The organism is Pseudomonas sp. UBA3149 (genome assembly GCF_002364655.1).
Taxonomy (GTDB): Bacteria; Pseudomonadota; Gammaproteobacteria; order Pseudomonadales; family Pseudomonadaceae; genus Chryseomonas; species Chryseomonas luteola.
The window spans coordinates 1-20,258 of the sequence record NZ_DEYV01000010.1; the positions used below are offsets into that span (position 1 = coordinate 1).

Sequence of the window (20,258 nt, forward strand, 5' to 3'; positions counted from 1 at the left end):
ACCGCCCGGGGGTTTTGCTTTGTGCGGATAAAAAATATGGCTGTTTCCCTACTACTTGAATGCCTTGCTGATGGTCAGTTTCATTCCGGAGAAGAGTTGGGGGCGCTTCTAGGTGTTAGCCGTAGTGCCGTCTGGAAGCAGCTGCAAGGAATAGAGCAACGTACAGGTTTATCTTTTTTTAAAGTACCTGGAAAAGGGTACCGTCTCGCTGAACCTCTCAATCTGCTGGCAAATAGCCGGATAGACTTTGATGAGTGGCCAATAGAAATCCTGGATACGATTGACTCTACGAATGCTGAGGCGCTGCGGCGTGTCATGGGGCAGCGTGGCCACGCGCCTTTCGTGCTGTTGGCTGAGCACCAGACCTCTGGCAGAGGGCGTCGGGGAAGGGCCTGGGTTAGTCCATATGCAAAAAATCTCTACCTGACAGCAGCTGTTACCATTCATGGTGGTATCAAGCAACTTGAAGGACTGAGTCTGGTAGTAGGGCTTGCGGTTGTTTCAGCACTAAAAAAGCTGAGCTTAGTTGATGCTGGTTTGAAGTGGCCTAACGACATTCTCCTGTTTGGGCGCAAGCTATCTGGCATTCTCATCGAGTTGTCAGGTGATCCTGCTGATAGCTGTACGGCAATTATCGGCATTGGCTTGAATGTGAATATGAGAAATGCAGACAATATCGATCAACCATGGATTTCCTTATATGAGGCGCTCGGTAGGCCCGTTGATAGAAACCAGTTAGCTTCTAATGTGTTGCATGAGTTAAGTGATTGTTTGAAACTGCATCAGTCACATGGCTTTGCTGCATTGAAGGATTCGTGGGAAGCCAATCATTTATGGCAGGGACGAGAGGTGATTCTTTCTGCCGGTGCCAATCAAATCGAAGGTAAGGTGCTGGGTGTTGGATTGGACGGATCACTTAGATTAAATGTTAATGGCTATGAAAAGTCTTTTAATGGCGGTGAGCTCAGTTTGAGATTGCGTAATGATTCTTGAGCTTGACTGCGGCAACAGCCTGATCAAATGGCGCGTTCTATCTAAAATTGATGGCGTTGTTGCCAGTGGTATCGCTCATTCTGATGATGAGTTGCTTGTAACGCTTGAATCTCATGAAAGCCTCTCCCTCAGCCATGGTCGGCTTGTCAGCGTTCGTAGCGATCTGGAAACTACAGGCTTAATTGAACGGCTAGACAGCACGTTTGGTTTTTCATGTCAGCAGGCAAAACCCGTAGCATCGTTTCTTGGTGTAAAGAATGGATATTCAGACTACGAACGACTGGGGATGGATCGTTGGCTTGCCCTTTTAGGCGGCTTTAAGCTGGCAGGTAACAAAGCATGTGTCGTGATTGATCTGGGAACCGCCGTTACTTCAGACTTTGTCGATCAGACTGGGCAGCATGCGGGTGGCTTCATCTGTCCGGGGATTCCACTCATGCGTCGAGAATTGCAGACGCATACTCGTCGAATTCGCTATAACCCAGAACTTGAGGCCACCAACGGGCATCCTCTGCCTGGAAGAAATACGATGCATGCTGTTGAGGGCGGATGCGTGTATATGCTCCGCGGATTTGTGAGGACGCAATATGATTTAGCCCTTGAGCTGCTAGGGGCTGATTTTGCTGTCTTTCTTACAGGGGGAGACGCTGAGCTGGTAAAAGACGTCATTCCCACTTCGCGTGTTGTGCCTGATCTGGTCTTTGACGGTTTGGCCTTGGCTTGCCCTGTGGACTCATAAATATGCGATGGCTTTTCGTTTTCCTGTTGGCATTGAATGTGTTCTATTACGTGTGGAATCAACAGCAGGCGCCTTTGCGCGCAAAGGAAATTACTCCGCTAAGCTTGTACAAGAGCGAGCGTGACAACATACGTTTGCTACATGAGCCTGAGGCACCCTCAATGGGCGTTGGGGCTAAGCAATAAGCTAGCAGGGGCTGAATGGCTTTCTTGGTATTGAAGCGCTTGGGACGGCTTGGTTTAGGTGATTATTCATGCTGACCTTAGGTAACATTTTTGGATTTCTTCTGGTGGCCTCAGCTTGCGCTTGGCTATGGCATTCCCATGGTTTGCGTGAACGTGCGCTCGCTTTGGCCAAAGAGCATTGTCGCAAGCGTGATGTAGAGCTGTTGGATGAGAATGTAGCGTTCCGCCGGTTTTCTTTTATGCGGGATGCTAAAGGCTTCAAGCGGTTTGCTCGCGTTTATGATTTTGAATTTACCGCTACTGGCGAGCAGCGTCTGGCAGGTAAGGTAGTGCTGTTTGGTTACCGCTTAGGGCTTATTGAATTTGCCCCTTATGCGGTACCTGAAGCGCCAATGCTCAATGACCCGCGTGTGGTTGATATGGCCTCATGGCGACGTGCCCGTGAAGAAAAAGAGGATCGCCGCCGAGCCGACTGATCCATTGTAATTGCATCATGTTACCAATGATCCTTCTCCTACCGTAATAGCCGCTATTGAGCCTCTTGGGTCGCTTAGGCCTTGTAGCCAACGTAACATCGCCAGGCTGGAAACGGTTCTGCAATTAGCACTTCAGCAAACGCCTCATCATTCTTTATCGGCTTCTTTTAGCATCATTGCTGTAGAAATCTTTAGCACCTCATAATCAGCTAGCCAGTGTATAAGCTGGCAAGGCTCATGAGCTAGCAGTGTGGTGACATCCATCCGAAGTGTTTGAATCTGTTTTTTGTCTTATGCGACCATTTATAGCTGCCGAACATCAGGACAGTTTTATCCTGCGTTCAATTGGGCTGGATGATTCGGCTTTGTGCTGGAGCAAACAACCACATCTATTTCTGACTTGGAGATCGCACCGTTGAGCAGCAATGTCGTCTCGATCAAACCTGACAGCCTAGAAGATCAAGAGCAGCTAGAGGTCCAGCTGAGTTTCTTGCAAAAAGCCTCTTTGAGATTGATGCATCGCAACGGTACAAAGGCGACCCTATTGGTTCTAGAGCGCTGGAAGACCAGCGACGATGAGATTCAGGTCGTGTTTACTCCCGGTGTCGTTGAAGCCTTAGGATCGTTGGAGGGTCGTGAGTTGCTCAAGGCAGCCATGAACGCTGCAACAGCCTGAGCGGCGCCAGGGACCTTTGTGCTGGATTTTTCGTCAGACTCGAATAATGGACTAGCCGTTGTGCTCATTGGCTCTTTTAACGTGTCTGGAGATTCTTCATGCAGATCGATCTTTCTGGTAAAACGGCAATCGTAACCGGCTCTACTCGTGGTATTGGTTTCGCTATTGCGAAAGGATTGGCTCAGGCAGGAGCGACTGTAGTTATAAACGGTCGATCGGCTCCATCAGTAGATAAGGCGGTTAGTCTCCTGCAGCAGTACGTACCGGATGCGACATTACGTGGAGTGGTTGCGGATGTCGGGAGCGTTGACGGATGTGCTGTATTGAAAGCTGCTGAGCCTGAGGTTGATATTCTAGTCAACAACACGGGTATATACGGGCCTCGAGACTTTTTTGAAACGGGCGATGATATTTGGACGGAGTTTTTCGAGGTCAACGTGATGTCTGGCGTTCGGCTCTCTCGGGAATATTTGCCTGGTATGGCCTCACGGCAGTGGGGGCGCGTAATCTTTATTTCCTCTGAATCAGCGCTCAATATTCCGGCCGACATGATTCATTACGGCTTTACCAAAACAGCCAACCTGTCCGTGGCGCGTGGATTGGCCAAACGGATGGCTGGTACAGGCGTGACAGTTAATTCCATTCTGCCAGGTCCAACGCTTTCTGAAGGCGTAGCGGAGATGCTCAAGGAGGCGAGCGAGCGTACTGGTCAGACTCTAGAGGAGGTGGCCGCTGATTTTGTAAGGGAAAACCGGCCTAGCTCCATTCTCCAGCGTGCAGCAACTACAGAGGAAGTCGCTAATCTGGTTGTCTACACAGCTTCTCCTCTGGCTTCAGCGACAACGGGTGCCGCGTTGCGTGTTGATGGTGGTGTTGTCGACACTATCGCCTGATATGTCATTGTTAAACTGGCTAGGGGTGTGGCTTCTTGGCAGTATTGTCTTAGCGACAGTCAGTGAGGCTGCACCTTTGTCTCTTGGATTGGACAAGGCGCAGCTCGAACGGAGAATTCCTGCCTATTTAGCGGTGCTGCCTAGCTGCAAAGCCCTGATGCTGGGAGCGCCACACCCAATGAAGGACGAGGCAGGGTGGGTATATTCCGCTCGGGGCGCGTCCAGCTTTGACATGTCAGTAGAGACTACAGGCGAGCAGCTTACGCGTATCACTGTAAAAGCAGCAGCGCCTGTTTCTGATGCAGTGCTGCGCGATATGCGGTGCATAACTTATGCGCTGATGCGTGCGGTGGAACCTAAGTATTCAGTTTCGCATTTGGCTTTATCGACTTCAAAACAGCTTTGGAGACTTGCGCAAAGCGAGCCTTATTGTCAGCTGTATTTTTTTACAGCATTTGAAGTACGGCTGGCCCCTGTTCAGCTGGTTGTACAGCGATAATCTAGTCCAGAATAAGTCAATAAATTATTTTTCTAAAAAATTATGTTTAGAAAAATAATCTTGTGTTCTAAGCTGATATTCCGCCGTATGTCAACGAAGCGAGCCGCCTTTAAATTCCTTTCTTTTGCAGATATTCCTGAAGAATGAGAGCATTTTCGATTACGTTGGCGTCTGGTTTCGTTAAGTGCTTGCTGTAACGATTCATCTAAAGGATTCGAAATGCTTAATACTGATTCTTCAAGCTCTTCCCTTGTAGCGCCTGCTAGTGTGGAAACTCTGCAGCAGATGATTACGGCAGAGTACGAGTCTCTGCCTCGTCAGCTCAAGCGTGTAGCGGCCTACATGAGCCAGCAAAGTGATCGTGTCATGGTTGATCGTATTAGCGATATTGCCCGCCAATGCGAAGTACACCCTTCGGCAATCGTACGGTTCTCTCAGCGTTTCGGCTTCAAAGGCTTCAGTGAAATGCAATCCCTGTTTCGTGAGGCTTATACGCATAAGGCAACACCTGTCCAGAACTATCAGCAGCGTATCCGGCGAATGATTGCCAACAAGTCTCAACCGGCTGCCGGAAGCGATTTGGCACGTGAATGCATAAGTGCCACACGTTCAGGACTGGATAGATTGGGAGAAGAGCTGGACGATCAGGCGTTCGAGAAAGCGGTCGACCTGCTGGTCAATGCGGAGAACATTTATGTAGTGGGGGTTCGTCGTTCATTTGCGGTAGCGCACTACCTTGTTTATAACCTGCAACACACCAACAAGCGTATTCATCTTGTGTCTGGCCTTGGCGGTAGCTATCGAGAACAGATGCGTAGCGTCCGAGCCAACGACCTCATCGTAGCCATTAGCTTTACGCCTTATGGCAAGGAAAGCCAGCAGTGCGTACGTATCGCTCAGCATAATCAAGCCAAGACGCTCATCATTACAGACAGCCAGTTGTCACCCCTGGCCAAGCGAGCCAGCGCATTGTTGCTGGTCAACGAGGGCAGTGCATTCGCTTTTCGTTCCCTGAGCGCAACGCTATGCCTTTGCCAGGCACTGTTCATTGCTCTGGCCTACCGCCTGGAAATGAAAGTGGATGAAATGCATGAGCAGGTGGGTTTCGATGATTGAATTTGCTCTTCAACTGTTGGGCACTACTGGCTGAGGATATTGCCTAAGCAGTACGTATTGAATCAATGAGGTGCATCATGGCCGACGAACATGCGAAGCGCAGCACGGCGGAAACGCCCGAGGAAGCCAGCAAGGTAGGTGAGGTGAACAAGTCCCAGAATGAGAAGGGGGGAGAGCAGCGCCGTACCAAATTCAACGAGCCAGAGGATCCACAGGCGCAGCGCTCACGGTAATCCACATGTCAGATCGTCATGATTTGCAACGCTTCGTGAGCGCTCAAGAGACTGTTTGGCAACAAGTGATTGCAGAGCTCCGCTCAGGTCATAAACGTACCCACTGGATGTGGTTCGTATTTCCGCAGTTGCAAGGACTTGGGCATAGCGCCATGGCGAGGCGGTATGCCATATCCGGGCTGGATGAAGCTACTGCCTACCTTGAGCATGAGCTTCTAGGGAGTCGGCTGAAAACGTGTTGTGAGATTGTGAATAACCTGGAAGGGGCGTCGGTAGCGCAGGTTTTTGGTCATCCTGACGATTTGAAATTTCATTCATCAATGACGTTATTCGCATACGTTGCAGGGGAGCAGAGCCCTTATCAGGCGGCGTTGATCAAGTATTTCAATGGCCAGGAGGACGCTCAAACGTTGCGGTTGCTGAAGCAATAATACTCGCTGCGTGTCTAGGCGCGGGTGTCTTTGTTTTCTTCCAGAGAGTCGCCTAGTTGCTTATGGACTTCAGGTTGCTCAACTCCATCGACCCACCATTTCAAATGAGCACTGACCATTGTCTGAGGGGCGAAGCCCAGTTTGTTACGTACAGGGCAGGCTCCATCTTCGCTTGCCTTGACCTCACCAGCTTGGCGGGATCGGTTATTGCCGGCTTTGCCACTGGCCTGAACAATCATCTCAAACCGTACGGCTTGCCCGCTGCCTTTGAAACAGAGCTCTATGGAGGCTTGCTGTGGTGAAATTGCACTCAGGTTCAGATTGGCCTCTACAGGTGGAGACGAGGCGGCAAGTAACATGGCAGTCATAGGCAGGGCGAAGAGTCCAGGCATGTCAGTCTACGTTACGATCATTTGAACAGGCTGGAGATCAGAGTAGCGCATCTTTGACCTCCTTGTGCAGACGCCCTCTAAATGAGGGCGTCCAGGATACTGCTCAGATGCAAGCGCTTACTGCTGGGTAATGACAGCGCTGTTGCCAGTACCCGTCTGCGAGATGGTTGCAGAGTTGCCAATGGCAAACTCACCACGCTGCGTAATAGCGGCCTGGTTAGCTACACCGGACTGATAGACCACTGCATTGGCGGCCAGCTGCGATTCCAGCTGTTGAACGGTAGCGATGTTGTCGCTGCCATCCTGAGTAACGCTGGTGTAGTTGCTATCACCTTTCTGGCTCACATCAGCCGAGTTGTTGGTGCCTGAGGTGGCGCCAGTCAGGTTGTTGCCACGACCAATCTGGGACACGTTCAGCGTGTTGGCTGTGCCGTTCTGATCAAAATACAACTCGTTGAACTTGCCATCCTGGAAGCTGGTAATGGCGTTGTTATCGCCGCGCTGGGAGATGGTGGCGAAGTCTGGGCCACTGTACCCATCCTGGACCATGGCCACGGTATTGGCAGTGCCGTCCTGAGTAATGGTCGCTGTTTGGCCGTCGCCTGTCTGGGTCAGGGTAATGGCGTTGTTATCACCTGTCTGGGCCAGTGTTGCAGAAGCCGTCATACCGCTTTGCGTTACTTCAACCTGGTTGCCATTGCCGGTCGCGGTAGCGCTCAGCTGATGGGCATAGCCATCCTGGTTTATGATGTGGGAGTTGTCGTTGCCATTCTGGTTGATGGTAGCCACGCTGCTGCTGGACATGCCATAAGCAGCGCCGCCACCCTGGGTGACTTCAGCTACGTTGTTGTTACCCAGCTGGATAACCTGAGCCTGGTTGTCGTTGCCGGTCAACTGATAAACCGTAGACGAGTTGGTGTCGCCAGTTTGTGTTACGGCTACCTGGCTGCTCTCCTGAGCCTCCTGATAGATGCTCGAGTAATTGTCGCTGCCTTCCTGCGCAGTGTTGGCAACGTTATTTGATCCGTCCTGGTACTGATAGGAAGTGCTATTCAGGGCAGCGCTCTGGGTCAGGGTTGCAGCATTACCATTACCGATCTGCTCCTGAATGCTCTTGCTGTTTTGAGTGCCGTTGATTTGTTCGGTCGTAATGGAGTTGTTGTCTCCATCCTGAGTAGTTTCAGCAGAGTTCATCTCAGCAAAGGCGTGTGAGCTGAGAGCGATCAGGATGGCGGCAGCAAGAGGCTTGAAGCTGTGCATGATTATTCCCTTCGTAGTAATCACAATAACGAGAAATGAAAATGTCGACGTTCTAATGCGTGATGTTTAAACATCCGTTGTTATCAGTACTGACGTACCACTGCGGTTTGGTTATTACCGTATTGCGTAATACTGGCCTGTTGACCGGTACCGTTCTGCTCAATGGAAGCGCTGTTATAAGCGCCGTACTGGTTGATCAGTGCGACATTTGCCGAGCCGATCTGGGTAATGGAAGCCGTGTTGCCATAACCAGCCTGGGTAATAACTGCGGAGAGGTCAGCCCCTTGCTGAAGGATAAAGGCCTGCTGATCGTTACCAAGTTGTGAGATGAGCGCCTGTGAGTTAAGGCCTTGTTGGCTTAAGGTGGCCTGGTTGTTGTTACCGTTCTGCTGGATTTGAGCAACCAATCCGCCAGCCGATGCTGTAGCTGCCAGTGCGCGCGGGTCAGGCGTACCGGCAAGGTCTGAAGTCGTCGTGGCGATATCGAAATTATCAAGCAGATCAGCCGCCTGGAGCGGCGGTACAACAAGGCTCATGCCGGAGAAGGCGAGCGCAAGTCCTGAGCACAATCTTTGCAGCGAATTCATGGCTAATCCCTGTATAGCGCTGTGCGGATTGTTGGCCGTACAGGCGAAACTGGGTATCAACCAAAAGATTGAAAAGATGGGGCATTTAAGCCATAGAGGGATTAATCCATGGCTGCCGGAGGAGGCGGATCTAGAGCTGGCCAGGCCCGATGAACGGTATACCTAGGCAACCTCTACCATCAAGAGGCGTTAACTGATCTGGCTTTTGCTACGCATTGATGGCTCCTTGGGCTCAGTATTGGCGAATGACAGCATTCTGATTGTTTCCGTATTGGATAATGCTGGCTTGCTGACCAGTACCATTCTGTTCGATGGCGGCATTGTTAGCATTGCCGTACTGACTGATAACAGCAGCATTTGCTGACCCGGTCTGGGAGATCAGTGCGCTATTGGCTTCTCCTACCTGCTTGATGACGGCAGCCAGGTCTGAGCCTTGCTGCAGAATATAAGCCTGCTGGTCATTACCCTGTTGAGTAATGGTTGCCAGGGAGTTAAGCCCTCGCTGACTCAAGGTGGCCTGGTTGCTGTTGCCATTCTGCTGGACCTGAGCGACGAGACCATTGACCGAGGCGGCAGCCAATGCACGTACGTCGGGTGTGCCAGCCAAATCTGTCGATGAGGAGGCGATATCGAAGTTATCGAGCAGGTCAGCAGCCTGCAAATACAGTGGCGCTGCAAGGCAGCTTACTACCAGGGCCGTTTGAGAAAGCAGTCGTTGCAACATGGTCATGGCTAACTCCTGTTTAGCACTTACAAGTTTTGCTGACGGGTTCCCGCTTCGCTATCAATCTAAAGATTGAAACTTTAATCAAAGCGAAATAAAAAAGACTTAATTCTCTGGTATGGCCAACAGCAGGCGCTGCGTTATAGAGCAGCGCAACTCCTATCCATTCATGGTGATCGCTGGCTGGTGCCATTGCCTTCCTGACGATAGTCCAACTCGTTAAAATTGCCACTTTGAGTCAGCACGGCCTGATTGTTATTCTTTGCTCTTTTACCGTGGCAGTGTTAACCGACACAGCATGCTTGGGTTGCTCCAAGGAAAGCGTGTTGCCATTGCCCGTAGTCGATGCGGTTACGATAGGGCTTTCCCATTCTCGGGAAGGAAGGCGTTGTTGCCTGCCTGGTTGAGGCTTGCATTATTAATGACGGCTAGAGCAGGCAGGCCAAGCCTGGACAAAGCAGCCGCAACGCTAGGTTTCACCATAAACACGACGTGCTCCTTATAGTTATCGGGAAGGTAAAAGCCATACAGCTCTAACAGGCAGACAGCCGAACGCTACAGAGCATTGCCTGTAAGCGAGCTGTAGAAGTGAGCTAGGGCGGGATGCGGTTTTTTCTAACCTTTGTCAAACAAGTCTCTGCCGGCTGGGAATCGGGAGAGAGCACAGGAATAGATTGGACCTTGCACATGACATCGTCCTTTGACTTCATGAACAAGCGGCATTGAGCCGCTAGCGCTGTTGAACAGTGATGCTCTGGTTGTTTCCGAACTGGATAATACTGCCCTGTAAACCGGTGCCGTTCTGGTCGATCAGCGCTTCGTTATAGGCGCCATACTGATGGATAGCGGCTTGATTAGCCGAGCCTCGCTGAATGATAGAAGCGTTATGGCCCTGGCCGCTTTGCAGAATGACAGCGGTCAGCTCTGTACCACTTTGCAGCATGGCTGCCTGATGATTTCTACCGAGTTGTTGGATAAGTGCCTGACTGCCTAATCCGGTTTGGGTGAGAAAGGCCTGGCTGTCGCTGCCCTGCTGGATAACGGTGGCCGCTATGCGGTCGGCAGTCGATTGACCAAGGGAACCCTGGGCCTGCCGGGCGGCTACATCCGAGACCGTAGAAAGATCGAAGTTATTGAGCAGGTCCGCCGCGTTGGGCGTCTCGATGGAAAAGCCGAGACATGAAACCAGCAACGCAAACCTCAAACTGATCCGCTGCAGTACGTTCATGGCTATTTCCTCAATAGCGCTTCGTACTACGTTATCGCGCAGGGCGGGCCACTTGGGTATCGCTCTAAAGGGTGAAATTGCCTGCCTTTTAAATAGGAGATGAACTAGGCTGATCTCATATTAGTGGCAGCGGTTCGAGTGTTTATCCTGGGTTTTGCAATGACAGGGAGGAACAGGGTCGATACCGCCCGGATGAAACGGGTGGCAGCGCAGCAAGCGGCGAATGGTCAACCAGCTGCCGCGCAAGGCGCCATGGGTCTGTAGGGCCTCAATGGCGTAATGCGAACAGGAGGGATAGAAACGGCAGCGTGGGCCAATCATGGGGCTGATGAAGAGCTGGTAACCTCGTAGCAGAACGATCAACACTTTCTTCATGAGCTGAGGGGCTTATCTGGCAGCAGGGCGTGGGACGGTCATTTTACCGGGTATGGCAGTTGGGTCGAGTGACTTGCCGACGGGTTGAGGTTAACAATGGCAGTCTGCTCCTGACGCTGGCGCGATATGAACATCGATACCCGTATTAAATTTCGACATCTCCTGTGCTTTATTGAAGTGGCTCAGCACCGCAGTTTCGCCAAGGCGGCCCATGCCGTGTCGGTTTCTCAGCCTGCCATTTCCAAGACCCTTAAGGAGCTTGAGGGCATTCTTGAGGCGCGCCTGTTCGAGCGGGACAAGAATGGCGTAGTGCTGACGCAAGCCGGTCAGGCCTTCATGCATTATGCGGGGCCCTGCGTCCAGGCATTGCGAGACGGGGTCAATACGGTACGCAGCGGCGGGATGCAGGGTGGCCAAGTACGGGTTGGGGTACTTTCGACAGTGGAAAGTCTGGTTATACCGGAGGTCATCAGGCGACTCCACGAACGCTACAGCGGGCTCACCATCAGTGTTACGACAGGCATGAGTACCTATCTACTCAATAAGCTGAGAGTAGGTGAGCTGGATATTGTGGTGGGGCGCATGACAGACAACCCTGAAATCCGCGGCCTGAACTTCGAGCATCTGTATAGCGAGTCGATGACGTTGGTGGTTCGAAACGGTCATCCGTTGCAAGCAGCGACTGGAATTGACCGGCAACGACTGGCGGACTATCCCTGGGTTCTTCCGTTGACGGGCACCACAATTCGGCAGTACGCCGAAAGCTTTCTGGTGCAGTGTGGGATCAGCCTGATGTCGCAGCGGTTGGAGACGCTTTCGCCAGCGCTGAGCCGGCGCTATGTACTGTTAAGTGATGCCGTCTGGATTGCGCCTCTGGATGCCGTGGAGACCGACATCAAGGCTGGTGTGCTGGCTGAGCTGTCTCTAGGCGTTCAGGAGCCGGGTGGCTCGATTGGCTTGTGCCGCAATAATACGGCAACGCTTCCGCTGGCGGCGCAATGGTTCTGTGAGGTTCTACGGGAAGTCGCCAGCGAGCTGGTTGCCGAGCGATCAGCCTCATAACCATTTGGTTATGAATGATTGCCGTCATTTCAATTGGCTGGCCTGCGGCATTGCGCCACACTCCGGGCAACCCCTTTGATGGGTAAGGCTCTTTGTGGAGTAAAGCCATGAATAATAATTCCAATGACACTCGCTTTGTCGCCCGTGACCGTAACTGGCATCCCCATGCCTATACGCCTGGTTATAAGTCGTCTGTACCCCGTTCACCCCGACAGGCCTTGGTTAGCATTCAGCAAACGGTTTCTGAACGTACCGGCCCGGATTTCTCTCATCTTCAGTTGGGCAAGCACGATAACGATCTGCTGCTGAACTTCAATAATGGGGGCTTGCCGCAGGGCGAGCGAATCATCCTGTTTGGACGAGTAGTCGATCAGTTTGGTAAGCCCGTACCGAAGACGTATGTAGAGATCTGGCAGGCTAACGCTGGTGGACGGTATCGCCACAAGAATGACATCTACCTAGCGCCGCTCGATCCCAACTTTGGCGGTGTAGGACGTACCCTGACCGACAATGATGGCAACTATGTATTCCGTACCATCAAGCCGGGGCCTTATCCGTGGCGTAATGGGGTGAATGATTGGCGGCCCGCCCATATCCATGTTTCGGTCATGGGACCTTCGATTTCCACTCGATTGATTACGCAGCTGTATTTCGAAGGTGATCCGCTGATACCGGTCTGCCCGATAGTGAAGTCGATTGCAAACCCGGAGGCCGTGCAGACACTTATTGCACGCCTGGACATGACCATGGCCAACCCGATGGACTGCCTGGCTTACCGTTTTGACATCGTGACGCGTGGCGCACGTCAAACCCATTTCGAGAATCTGTGAGGAGGCGATCATGACGACGACATTTCTGCCCGAGACGCCTTCACAAACCGCAGGCCCTTACGTTCACATCGGTCTTGCGCTGGCCGCAGCTGGTAATCCGACGCGTGACATGGAAATCTGGAATGATCTTGCCAAGCCGGATGCGCCAGGCCAGCACATCGTGCTGACGGGGCAAGTGTTTGACGGCAACGGCAATCTGGTGCGCGACTCCTTTCTAGAGGTCTGGCAAGCCAATCACGACGGTGTCTACGATCCGGTTTATCATCCGGAAAAGGCATTCAACAGCTTTGGCCGTACGGCTACTACCTTTGATGCCGGTGAGTGGTCGGTGCAAACGATAAAGCCGGGTAAGGTGATGGACAGCCAGGGCAGGCCCATGGCGCCGCATATCAATCTGGCGCTGTTTGCCCGTGGCATCAATATCCATCTGCAGACCCGTATCTACTTTGAGGACGAAGCGGAAGCCAATGCGATTTGTCCAGTGCTCAACCTTGTCGAGCCACCTCGCAGGCCGACTCTGATCGCCAAGCGCTTTGAAGAAAACGGCAAAGTGATTTACCGTTTCGACATGCATCTGCAAGGTCCACAGGAAACTGTCTTTTTCGATTTCTGATGGCTACATCTGAACCGCTCAACGCGGGCGAGTTAATTCGGCAACATTTCGCTGCCGAACTGGCCGCCCGTCACTATCAGGCCGATGCCGCCCAAGAGGCGGCATTGGTGCATCTGGCTGACTGGCTTGATCGCTTTCTGGCCGATCGTAAATCCTGGTTTAAAAAGCCGTCTGCGGGCGTCTATATCTGGGGCGACGTAGGGCGAGGCAAGAGCTTTGTCATGGACGCCTTCTATACGGCCGTCCCCATTACGGAAAAGCGTCGCGTGCATTTTCATTCCTTTCTGCAGGAGTTGCAGCGGCGGATGCGTGACTATGCCGGCCAAGCCGATCCTCTGGCACAGGTAGCCCGGGAAATCGCTCGGGAAGTACGTCTGCTGTGCTTTGATGAATTTCATGTGCATGACATTGGCGATGCCATGCTGTTGGGTCGTATGCTCAAGGTGCTGGTAGATGAGGGTGTCGGGCTAGTGATGACATCCAATTATAAGCCGGAGGGCCTGTGTCCAAACCCGTTGTATCGAGAGCGCTTCAAGCCGATCATTGCATTGATCGAAAAGCGCTTCGATGTGCTTGCCATCAACGGTAAGGTCGATTATCGGCAGCGCAGCGACGAGCAGACCCTATGGGGGTATTACCTCTGGCCAGCGTCGGCGGGCGGTGTGAAGCGTTTGCAAACACTACTGGACCTGTCTGCTGCCGCTACGACGGACGCTACCCTGGACGTCAATCATCATCCCCTTTCGGTGCGCGCGTATGAAGGGGAGCGGATCTGGCTTGATTTTGCCGACCTCTGTGAGCAGCCTCATTCGACCTTGGATTACCTCTGGATTGTCGAGCATTTTTCACACGTTGGCGTCAGCGGGCTTGATTGCCTGGCGCGTCAGTCTGATGCCGTTCGACAGCGATTTCTAAACCTGGTGGATATCGCTTACGACCGGGGCGTGACTCTGATCCTGTCCAGCGAAGTGCCTATGGATGAGCTGGCCGGGGATGCCGCCGTGGACTTTGCCCGGACGCTGAGCCGGTTGAGGCAGCTGGGAGTAGAGCGGCTTTGAATCAGGACTCAACAGAAGGATAGGCCAATAGGTTTCATGTTATGAAGCGGTGAGGCAGCACCAAGCCTTTACCCTTGGAGCAGTGTTTTACTGCAGATGCCGATAAGGAAAAGGCATATCTCAACAATCCGAATGTACTCCTGTCTCGCAATTCCCATGCTTGGATTACAGCGTATGGGATGGCTTCTACTGTAGCCGGGGTCATGGCGCACTATGCCTGCAAAGCCTTTGACATAGTTGCCCCACGATTCAACTGTATAGCTACAGCCAGTAAGACCTCATTGTGGGAAAACAATAATAAACCTCGTTAGGAGAGCACTATGCGGAGTACCTTTTTGAAGCGTCGCGCTGGCACATTGGCCTTGTGCGGCATGCTTGGTGTAATGGCGGCTATGTCTGCCCATGCAAGTAGTCATCAGGCATCGCTTCGCTTCAATCCTGCCAGTGGCGGAACAGTAGGGCAGGTCACTGTGTATGGGCAGACCGTCACCTACACTGCTTATACAGTGAGCTATGTTGCCAAGCCCAATGATCCTGCCAAACAGGTCATGAGCATTTATATCCCTGCGAATGCTACGCAAGGCTCCCCCATCTTCATGCCGCTTAATACAGGCGGCTACATGGAGCTCGATCTCCTGACACCCGCGGATGTCACCACTGATAATGTCAACTCTTCAGGTAGTGGTTCAGGCTCAGCTATTGCCGCCGCCTTGGCCCTGTCCAAAGGAATTGTCGTAGTGTCTCCGGCTGGCCGGGGCCGTAATACCACCATGCTTGTCAATGGCGTGACCACAGAGGTCGGTAATGGCCCGACTGCACTTGTGGATCTGAAGGCAGCGGTGCGATATCTGAAATACAACGATTCGGTCATGTTAGGTAATGCCAATAAGATCGTAGTAAGCGGCACCAGTGGCGGTGGGGCAATGACCTCTCTGCTGGGCATTACTGGAGACAGTGCTGTTTTCAAGCCGTACCTGGATGAAATCGGTGCTGCACCCAGCAGTGATAGCGTGTATGCCGCTTCGCCATTCTGCCCGATCACAGACTTGGATAATGCCAATGCGGCCTATGAGTACTTTTTTTATGGCTCTGGCATTACTACGGCTAATCCTGGCCGTACGGCACCAATCACGCTCAGTAACAATGATCAGCGCCTTTCTGCGGTCATGGCGCAGATGTATCCAACTTATCTCAACCGGTTAGGACTGAAGCATCCTGATACGGGTGTACCGCTCAAGCTGAACAGCTACAGCCCTGATGCGGTAGCGGGCGGTTCCTATCGAAACTACGTGTACAGTCTTTTCAGTGCATCTGCGACGCGTTTTATTATTGACTCCGGTTATGTGAGCGCAGATGGCAGCCTGAATGAGGCTGGTCAGACCTATATGGCAACTGCCGAGACGGTAAACGGTGTCAAATCGGGCCTGACACCCGATAGCGTCATTACGTGGAATGCAAATACCCGCACGGCAACCCTGAAGAGTTGGAAAAACCTTCTCATTTACATGAACCGTATGAAGCCGGTCGGTGCATTCGACAACGGGTTTTACAACGTGACGGGTGAGATGGATCTGTTCAATACCGATCCTGCCGCGTTGAAAAATGATATTACCGTTGCCGAGGGTTGGAATCATTTTGACCCGAACCTTAAGGACGCGATTGCGAAGGCCGGCTTGAGCGAAGTTGAGGGCTATACCAGCATCAAGAACTTCCGCGTACGCAGTGACGTTGCCCGTTGGGCCGCCATGATGAACCCGATGTATTACGTACTGAGGTACAACGGGTATGGTGGTATTAATGTGAATCCTTATGCTGCCACTGTGTACGGAACAAGCTCGGTGGCCAAGCACTGGCGTATTCGGGTGGGCTCTTATGATCGCGATTCTTCACCCTTCGTCTCGGCCAACCTGGCAATCGCCCTGCAGAATCGAGGATTGAACGTAGATTACAAAATTGCCTGGAACCAACCTCACTCTGGCAACTATGACAATACCGATATGATTGACTGGATTGCTGGCCTTTCCAATTAGATCCGCTTTCTGAAGCGCTCAGCCTACATGAGTATGTTTGACGTTTACCTTGCAAAGGCCTAGCTCTCTTGTTTGCAGTAACTGCTCCGTCTTTATGGCGGAGCAGTTCATTAATACGGTTAGACAAGACAGGCGTGCCGCTCCTGTATATCACTCAGTTAATTGTGCTGATTTCGTCCTTCCGCCGAGCGAAAAACACCAAGCCGATTTTGCGTTGACACGCCACGCTGTAAGCCTCTTTTGCCGAGGTGGCGCCATGAGACGTATCCAGGTTATCGACTCCCATACGGGCGGTGAGCCGACTCGCTTGGTCATCGAGGGATTTCCCGATATGGGAAAAGGCTCCATGGCGGAGCGATTGAAACTGTTGCGGCATGAATACGATGACTGGCGGGCTACTTGCGTGCTTGAACCCCGTGGGAGCGATGTGTTGGTGGGTGCGCTCCTGTGCGAGCCGGTCGATCTTGAGGCCTGCGCCGGCGTTATTTTTTTCAACAACTCCGGCTATTTGGGAATGTGTGGGCACGGCACGATTGGGCTGGTGCGATCGCTTTATCATCTCGGTCGGATCGACGTAGGGCGGCACCGGATCGAGACCCCTGTAGGGACAGTAGAGGCAACGCTGCATGAGGACCTTTCCGTCAGCGTGCGTAATGTACCTGCGTACCGCTATCGCAAGGATGTTCCGTTGGAGGTGCCCGGCCTGGGTACGGTGAGGGGTGACATTGCCTGGGGTGGCAACTGGTTTTATCTGATTGCCGATCATGGCCTGCAGGTGAACAGCGACAACCTCGACGCGCTGACCGAGTACAGCTGGGCAGTACGGCAGGCGCTTGAGGCGCAAGGCGTACGCGGCGAAAACGGCGGTGTGATTGATCACATCGAGCTGTTTGGAGGCGATGAATACGCGGACAGCCGCAATTTTGTGCTCTGCCCAGGCAAAGCCTATGACCGCTCGCCCTGCGGGACAGGAACCAGCGCCAAGCTTGCCTGCCTTGCTGCGGATGGGCATCTGCAGCCGGGTGAGCTCTGGCGGCAGGCCAGCGTGATCGGCAGCCTTTTCGAAGCCAGTTATGCGTGGGAAGGGGAGCGGATCATTCCCACTATTCGAGGCACTGCCCATATCAGCGCCGAGGCCACGTTATTGATTGATGAGGCTGATCCCTTCGCCTGGGGAATTCGGCTGTGAGCCTTCTGGCACGCACCGCTGCAGCAGATATCGTTATCGTGGGAGCCGGTATCGTAGGGGCTATGTGTGCCTATGAATTGGCTGCCCGAGGCTTGTGCGTACGGGTCATCGACAATCGAAGCGGTGGTGCTACCGGCGCGGGGATGGGCCACTTGGTTGCCATGGATGACAGTCCTGCCGAGCTTGCGCTCAGTCATTATTCCATAGAGCTCTGGAATGCGTTGCGTGAGCGCTTGCCTGACGCATGCGCCTATCGTAACTGCGGGACACTGTGGCTGGCGGCGAACGATGATGAGTGCGCGTTAGCAGAGGCAAAGCAAGCCAGGCTGGCTGAGCATGGCGTTCAGTCGGGTTGGGTCACTGCCTCTTCGCTACGGCAATTAGAGCCGATGCTGCGCTCTGATCTGGCAGGTGCGCTGAAGGTAATTGACGATGGGATCCTCTACGCTCCGGCAACCGCACGCTGGCTGCTCGGCCAGCACGGCAATCGAATCACCGTTCAGGAGGAGGAGGTCATCCGGGTCGAGGGTAATCGGTTATGTCTGAGCGATGGTCTCTGGATGACGGCACCCGCTATTCTGCTTGCCAATGGCCTGGGTGCCTGCCGGTTACTCCCGGAGGTGCCGTTAAGGCCGAAGAAAGGCCATTTACTGATTACAGACCGATACCCCGCCTGTGTCACCCATCAGCTGGTGGAGCTTGGGTATGCTGCCAGCGCTCACGCCAGTGATGGAACCTCCGTCGCGTTCAATGTGCAGCCAAGGCCTACAGGACAGTTGCTGATCGGCTCATCCCGACAATTCGATACCCTGGATAAGCGCGTCGAGTTCGATGTGCTAGGTCGTATGCTCACGCGTGCACAGCATTACTTACCCGGCTTGGGCGAGTTGAATGCCATTCGCAGCTGGACAGGTTTTCGTGTTGCAACACCGGATGGTTTGCCTTTGCTCGGACAGTATCCTGGTCAACCGGGCCTATGGCTGGCGCTGGGCCATGAAGGGCTGGGCGTTACCACCGCACCGGCCAGTGCACGGATGATCGCTGCTCAGTTACTGGGTGAAGCGCTTCCTCTCGATTCCACTCCGTTCCGGCCTGAGCGCTTTGTAAATGCGGCTTCCACCACCCAGGAGGCAACGGCATGATTACGGTGTATCTCGACCGGCAACCTATAGTCGTTACGGGCGGACTGACAGTTGCCGCCTTGCTGGCATTGAGCGAATCACCGGTGGCACGGCTGTCCTGCACAGGTCAGCCACGTGCATCGTTTTGTGGAATGGGTATTTGCCAGGAATGTCGGGTAATGATTAACGGTCGCCGGCAGCTGGCCTGCCAGACGCTGTGCCGTGAGGGCATGCAGGTAGAGCGTACGGTATGACGGGGCTGAGCAGGCTGTCTTGCGATATCGCTATCGTAGGCGCTGGGCCGGCAGGTCTGGCAGCGGCCAGGGCTGCATCCACCAGCCAGCGCTCCATTGTGGTCATCGATGATAACCCCCGGCTAGGCGGGCAGATATGGCGCGACGGGCCAGGGGTGGTACTACCTGTATCGGCGCAGAGTTATCGAAAGGGTTTATCTCAGCCTAATGTCCGGTACTTGGCCGGGACGCGCATCGTGGCTGCGTTGGCTCCGGGGGCCTTGTTATTAGAGGATGCACAGTCAGGGTGCCGGTTGGACTATGGGCAATTGATCCTGTGCTGTGGCGCACGGGAATTGCTGCTACCGTTTCCGGGCTGGACATTACCCGGCGTGACGGGCGCCGGAGCGTTGCAGGCCTTGATCAAAGGGGGCGCGCCTGTGGCAGGTGAGCGGCTGGTGGTAGCGGGAAGCGGTCCGTTATTGCTGGCTTCTGCCGGGACGGCCATAGCAGCCGGCGCTGTGCTTACAGGCGTCTATGAACAGGCGGCCCGTCAGCAAGTTATATCGTTCGGTACCGGGTTGCTGCGCTGGCCTGACAAGCTCACCCAGGCATTCAGGTTGCTCTCGACTCACTACCGCTGGGCGAGTTATGTCGTTGAGGCCTTGGGGGATAATCGTCTGGAGGCTGTGCGTATTCGCCAGAGTGGCCGTGATAAGGTCGTACCTTGTACGCGTCTGGCCTGTGGGTTTGGTCTGGTGCCCAATACTGGACTGGCGAGTCATCTGGGGTGTCAGCTTGAGGGTGATGCTGTAGCGGTCGATCGCTATCAGCAGACGAGTCAGACAGGTCTCTATGCGGCCGGTGAATGTACAGGCGTTGGTGGTAGTGAGTTGGCGTTGATCGAGGGCGAAATCGCCGGATTGGCTGCTATTGACAAGGTTGAACAGGCAGAGACTTTGTTCACACGTCGCGAGCGTTGGCAGCGGTTTGCCCGACATGTGCAAGCGCATTTCAGATTGCGACCTGAGGTCAGGCAACTGGCCCGTGCGGATACGCTGATTTGCCGCTGCGAGGATGTCGCCCTGTCTGCTCTGGTGGGAGAGCAAGGATGGGATGCGGCAAAGCTTCAGAGCCGGTGCGGTATGGGAGCCTGCCAGGGACGTGTCTGTGGCACGGCGGCTCGCGAATTGTTTGGCTGGGCCTTGCCGGAGCCCCGTATTCCGTTGGTCCCTGCACGGGTCGAGACGCTTATGGCATGCTCAGAGACGGATATACCGTGAGCGCATTCGCGCCACCACTCATAAGAGGTGCT

Annotated in this window: 24 protein-coding genes; 18 read left to right on the plus strand and 6 right to left on the minus strand. The window is 53.5% G+C overall.

The annotated features are described in order from the left end of the window. The first annotated feature begins 36 nt into the window (after positions 1–36). The 9 genes from birA to B3729_RS05920 all read left to right on the plus strand — a co-directional run bounded on the left by birA (position 37) and on the right by B3729_RS05920 (position 6,241). Entirely contained in the window at positions 37–993 is a 957-nt protein-coding gene (gene birA, locus B3729_RS05880) for a bifunctional biotin--[acetyl-CoA-carboxylase] ligase/biotin operon repressor BirA (RefSeq protein ID WP_150346762.1), read from the plus strand. After that, positions 983–1,732, plus strand: coding sequence for a type III pantothenate kinase (locus B3729_RS05885; RefSeq protein WP_286787378.1), 750 nt, complete (start codon positions 983–985; stop codon positions 1,730–1,732). Before birA ends, B3729_RS05885 begins: the two co-directional genes overlap by 11 nt. 253 nt (positions 1,733–1,985) lie before the next feature. Next, positions 1,986–2,393: a DUF3301 domain-containing protein gene (locus B3729_RS05890; protein WP_010795495.1), complete on the plus strand. Its 408-nt coding sequence runs from the start codon at positions 1,986–1,988 to the stop codon at positions 2,391–2,393. Positions 2,394–2,808: 415 nt separating this feature from the next. After that, a complete protein-coding gene (locus tag B3729_RS05895; protein ID WP_286787379.1) occupies positions 2,809–3,069 on the plus strand; it encodes a hypothetical protein in 261 nt (86 codons plus the stop codon). Between the two features lie 98 nt (positions 3,070–3,167). Next, positions 3,168–3,962: an SDR family NAD(P)-dependent oxidoreductase gene (locus B3729_RS05900; protein WP_197870791.1), complete on the plus strand. Its 795-nt coding sequence runs from the start codon at positions 3,168–3,170 to the stop codon at positions 3,960–3,962. Further along, positions 3,928–4,461 carry a hypothetical protein gene (locus B3729_RS05905; protein ID WP_286787380.1) on the plus strand — a complete coding sequence of 178 codons (534 nt, stop codon included), beginning with the start codon at positions 3,928–3,930 and terminating at the stop codon, positions 4,459–4,461. The genes B3729_RS05900 and B3729_RS05905 overlap by 35 nt, the downstream gene beginning before the upstream one ends. Positions 4,462–4,680: 219 nt before the next feature. Continuing rightward, positions 4,681–5,577, plus strand: a complete 897-nt coding sequence (locus B3729_RS05910; RefSeq protein WP_010795491.1) for a MurR/RpiR family transcriptional regulator — start codon at positions 4,681–4,683, stop codon at positions 5,575–5,577. Positions 5,578–5,654: 77 nt separating this feature from the next. After that, complete coding sequence (locus tag B3729_RS05915) at positions 5,655–5,810, plus strand: hypothetical protein (protein ID WP_010795490.1); 156 nt, start codon at positions 5,655–5,657, stop codon at positions 5,808–5,810. Between the two features lie 5 nt (positions 5,811–5,815). After that, positions 5,816–6,241, plus strand: a complete 426-nt coding sequence (locus tag B3729_RS05920; protein WP_286787381.1) for a DUF1810 domain-containing protein — start codon at positions 5,816–5,818, stop codon at positions 6,239–6,241. 14 nt (positions 6,242–6,255) lie between these two features. Here B3729_RS05920 and B3729_RS05925 read toward each other — a convergent pair whose 3' ends face one another. The 6 genes from B3729_RS05925 to yidD all read right to left on the minus strand — a co-directional run bounded on the left by B3729_RS05925 (position 6,256) and on the right by yidD (position 10,807). Then, on the minus strand, positions 6,256–6,609 hold the full coding sequence (locus tag B3729_RS05925; protein ID WP_286787382.1) for a hypothetical protein: 354 nt from the start codon (positions 6,607–6,609) through the stop codon (positions 6,256–6,258). A gap of 141 nt (positions 6,610–6,750) precedes the next feature. Beyond that, the gene (locus tag B3729_RS05930; protein WP_286787383.1) at positions 6,751–7,893 is read right to left on the minus strand and encodes a hypothetical protein; all 1,143 of its coding nucleotides are present in this window, start codon (positions 7,891–7,893) and stop codon (positions 6,751–6,753) included. Positions 7,894–7,976: 83 nt separating this feature from the next. Then, the gene (locus B3729_RS05935) at positions 7,977–8,480 is read right to left on the minus strand and encodes a hypothetical protein (protein WP_026003746.1); all 504 of its coding nucleotides are present in this window, start codon (positions 8,478–8,480) and stop codon (positions 7,977–7,979) included. Between the two features lie 232 nt (positions 8,481–8,712). Continuing rightward, complete coding sequence (locus tag B3729_RS05940; RefSeq protein ID WP_074825107.1) at positions 8,713–9,210, minus strand: hypothetical protein; 498 nt, start codon at positions 9,208–9,210, stop codon at positions 8,713–8,715. Positions 9,211–9,934: 724 nt separating this feature from the next. Then, complete coding sequence (locus B3729_RS05945; RefSeq protein WP_019364280.1) at positions 9,935–10,432, minus strand: hypothetical protein; 498 nt, start codon at positions 10,430–10,432, stop codon at positions 9,935–9,937. Between the two features lie 120 nt (positions 10,433–10,552). Beyond that, positions 10,553–10,807 carry a membrane protein insertion efficiency factor YidD gene (gene yidD, locus B3729_RS05950; RefSeq protein WP_010795482.1) on the minus strand — a complete coding sequence of 85 codons (255 nt, stop codon included), beginning with the start codon at positions 10,805–10,807 and terminating at the stop codon, positions 10,553–10,555. Positions 10,808–10,933: 126 nt separating this feature from the next. Between yidD and pcaQ the strand changes: the two genes are divergently transcribed. The 9 genes from pcaQ to B3729_RS05995 all read left to right on the plus strand — a co-directional run bounded on the left by pcaQ (position 10,934) and on the right by B3729_RS05995 (position 20,226). Then, positions 10,934–11,869 (plus strand): pca operon transcription factor PcaQ, encoded by a 936-nt coding sequence (gene pcaQ, locus B3729_RS05955; RefSeq protein WP_286787384.1) that lies wholly within the window; start codon positions 10,934–10,936, stop codon positions 11,867–11,869. 107 nt (positions 11,870–11,976) lie between these two features. Further along, entirely contained in the window at positions 11,977–12,699 is a 723-nt protein-coding gene (gene pcaH / locus B3729_RS05960) for a protocatechuate 3,4-dioxygenase subunit beta (RefSeq protein ID WP_286787385.1), read from the plus strand. A gap of 10 nt (positions 12,700–12,709) precedes the next feature. Beyond that, positions 12,710–13,312: a protocatechuate 3,4-dioxygenase subunit alpha gene (gene pcaG / locus B3729_RS05965; protein ID WP_122041837.1), complete on the plus strand. Its 603-nt coding sequence runs from the start codon at positions 12,710–12,712 to the stop codon at positions 13,310–13,312. Then, positions 13,312–14,370: a cell division protein ZapE gene (zapE, locus tag B3729_RS05970; protein WP_286787386.1), complete on the plus strand. Its 1,059-nt coding sequence runs from the start codon at positions 13,312–13,314 to the stop codon at positions 14,368–14,370. Before pcaG ends, zapE begins: the two co-directional genes overlap by 1 nt. 320 nt (positions 14,371–14,690) lie before the next feature. Next, the gene (locus tag B3729_RS05975) at positions 14,691–16,400 is read left to right on the plus strand and encodes a subtype B tannase (protein WP_286787387.1); all 1,710 of its coding nucleotides are present in this window, start codon (positions 14,691–14,693) and stop codon (positions 16,398–16,400) included. 256 nt (positions 16,401–16,656) lie between these two features. After that, positions 16,657–17,589 (plus strand): 4-hydroxyproline epimerase, encoded by a 933-nt coding sequence (locus B3729_RS05980; protein ID WP_286787388.1) that lies wholly within the window; start codon positions 16,657–16,659, stop codon positions 17,587–17,589. 5 nt (positions 17,590–17,594) lie between these two features. Further along, complete coding sequence (locus B3729_RS05985; protein WP_286787689.1) at positions 17,595–18,731, plus strand: NAD(P)/FAD-dependent oxidoreductase; 1,137 nt, start codon at positions 17,595–17,597, stop codon at positions 18,729–18,731. Then, positions 18,728–18,964 carry a 2Fe-2S iron-sulfur cluster-binding protein gene (locus B3729_RS05990; protein ID WP_286787389.1) on the plus strand — a complete coding sequence of 79 codons (237 nt, stop codon included), beginning with the start codon at positions 18,728–18,730 and terminating at the stop codon, positions 18,962–18,964. The genes B3729_RS05985 and B3729_RS05990 overlap by 4 nt, the downstream gene beginning before the upstream one ends. Further along, positions 18,961–20,226, plus strand: coding sequence for an NAD(P)/FAD-dependent oxidoreductase (locus B3729_RS05995; RefSeq protein WP_286787390.1), 1,266 nt, complete (start codon positions 18,961–18,963; stop codon positions 20,224–20,226). The genes B3729_RS05990 and B3729_RS05995 overlap by 4 nt, the downstream gene beginning before the upstream one ends. Positions 20,227–20,258 lie beyond the last annotated feature (32 nt).

Coding starts and splice junctions, on each gene's coding strand:
- B3729_RS05910 (WP_010795491.1), top strand. CDS start 4,681: ATGCTTAATACTGATTCTTCAAGCTCTTCCCTTGTAGCGCCTGCTAGT.
- zapE (WP_286787386.1), top strand. CDS start 13,312: ATGGCTACATCTGAACCGCTCAACGCGGGCGAGTTAATTCGGCAACAT.
- B3729_RS05890 (WP_010795495.1), top strand. CDS start 1,986: ATGCTGACCTTAGGTAACATTTTTGGATTTCTTCTGGTGGCCTCAGCT.
- B3729_RS05945 (WP_019364280.1), bottom strand. CDS start 10,432: ATGAACGTACTGCAGCGGATCAGTTTGAGGTTTGCGTTGCTGGTTTCA.
- B3729_RS05920 (WP_286787381.1), top strand. CDS start 5,816: ATGTCAGATCGTCATGATTTGCAACGCTTCGTGAGCGCTCAAGAGACT.
- B3729_RS05885 (WP_286787378.1), top strand. CDS start 983: ATGATTCTTGAGCTTGACTGCGGCAACAGCCTGATCAAATGGCGCGTT.
- B3729_RS05975 (WP_286787387.1), top strand. CDS start 14,691: ATGCGGAGTACCTTTTTGAAGCGTCGCGCTGGCACATTGGCCTTGTGC.
- B3729_RS05980 (WP_286787388.1), top strand. CDS start 16,657: ATGAGACGTATCCAGGTTATCGACTCCCATACGGGCGGTGAGCCGACT.
- B3729_RS05915 (WP_010795490.1), top strand. CDS start 5,655: ATGGCCGACGAACATGCGAAGCGCAGCACGGCGGAAACGCCCGAGGAA.
- pcaH (WP_286787385.1), top strand. CDS start 11,977: ATGAATAATAATTCCAATGACACTCGCTTTGTCGCCCGTGACCGTAAC.
- B3729_RS05940 (WP_074825107.1), bottom strand. CDS start 9,210: ATGACCATGTTGCAACGACTGCTTTCTCAAACGGCCCTGGTAGTAAGC.
- B3729_RS05995 (WP_286787390.1), top strand. CDS start 18,961: ATGACGGGGCTGAGCAGGCTGTCTTGCGATATCGCTATCGTAGGCGCT.
- B3729_RS05935 (WP_026003746.1), bottom strand. CDS start 8,480: ATGAATTCGCTGCAAAGATTGTGCTCAGGACTTGCGCTCGCCTTCTCC.
- pcaG (WP_122041837.1), top strand. CDS start 12,710: ATGACGACGACATTTCTGCCCGAGACGCCTTCACAAACCGCAGGCCCT.
- pcaQ (WP_286787384.1), top strand. CDS start 10,934: ATGAACATCGATACCCGTATTAAATTTCGACATCTCCTGTGCTTTATT.
- birA (WP_150346762.1), top strand. CDS start 37: ATGGCTGTTTCCCTACTACTTGAATGCCTTGCTGATGGTCAGTTTCAT.
- B3729_RS05930 (WP_286787383.1), bottom strand. CDS start 7,893: ATGCACAGCTTCAAGCCTCTTGCTGCCGCCATCCTGATCGCTCTCAGC.
- B3729_RS05990 (WP_286787389.1), top strand. CDS start 18,728: ATGATTACGGTGTATCTCGACCGGCAACCTATAGTCGTTACGGGCGGA.
- B3729_RS05900 (WP_197870791.1), top strand. CDS start 3,168: ATGCAGATCGATCTTTCTGGTAAAACGGCAATCGTAACCGGCTCTACT.
- B3729_RS05925 (WP_286787382.1), bottom strand. CDS start 6,609: ATGACTGCCATGTTACTTGCCGCCTCGTCTCCACCTGTAGAGGCCAAT.
- yidD (WP_010795482.1), bottom strand. CDS start 10,807: ATGAAGAAAGTGTTGATCGTTCTGCTACGAGGTTACCAGCTCTTCATC.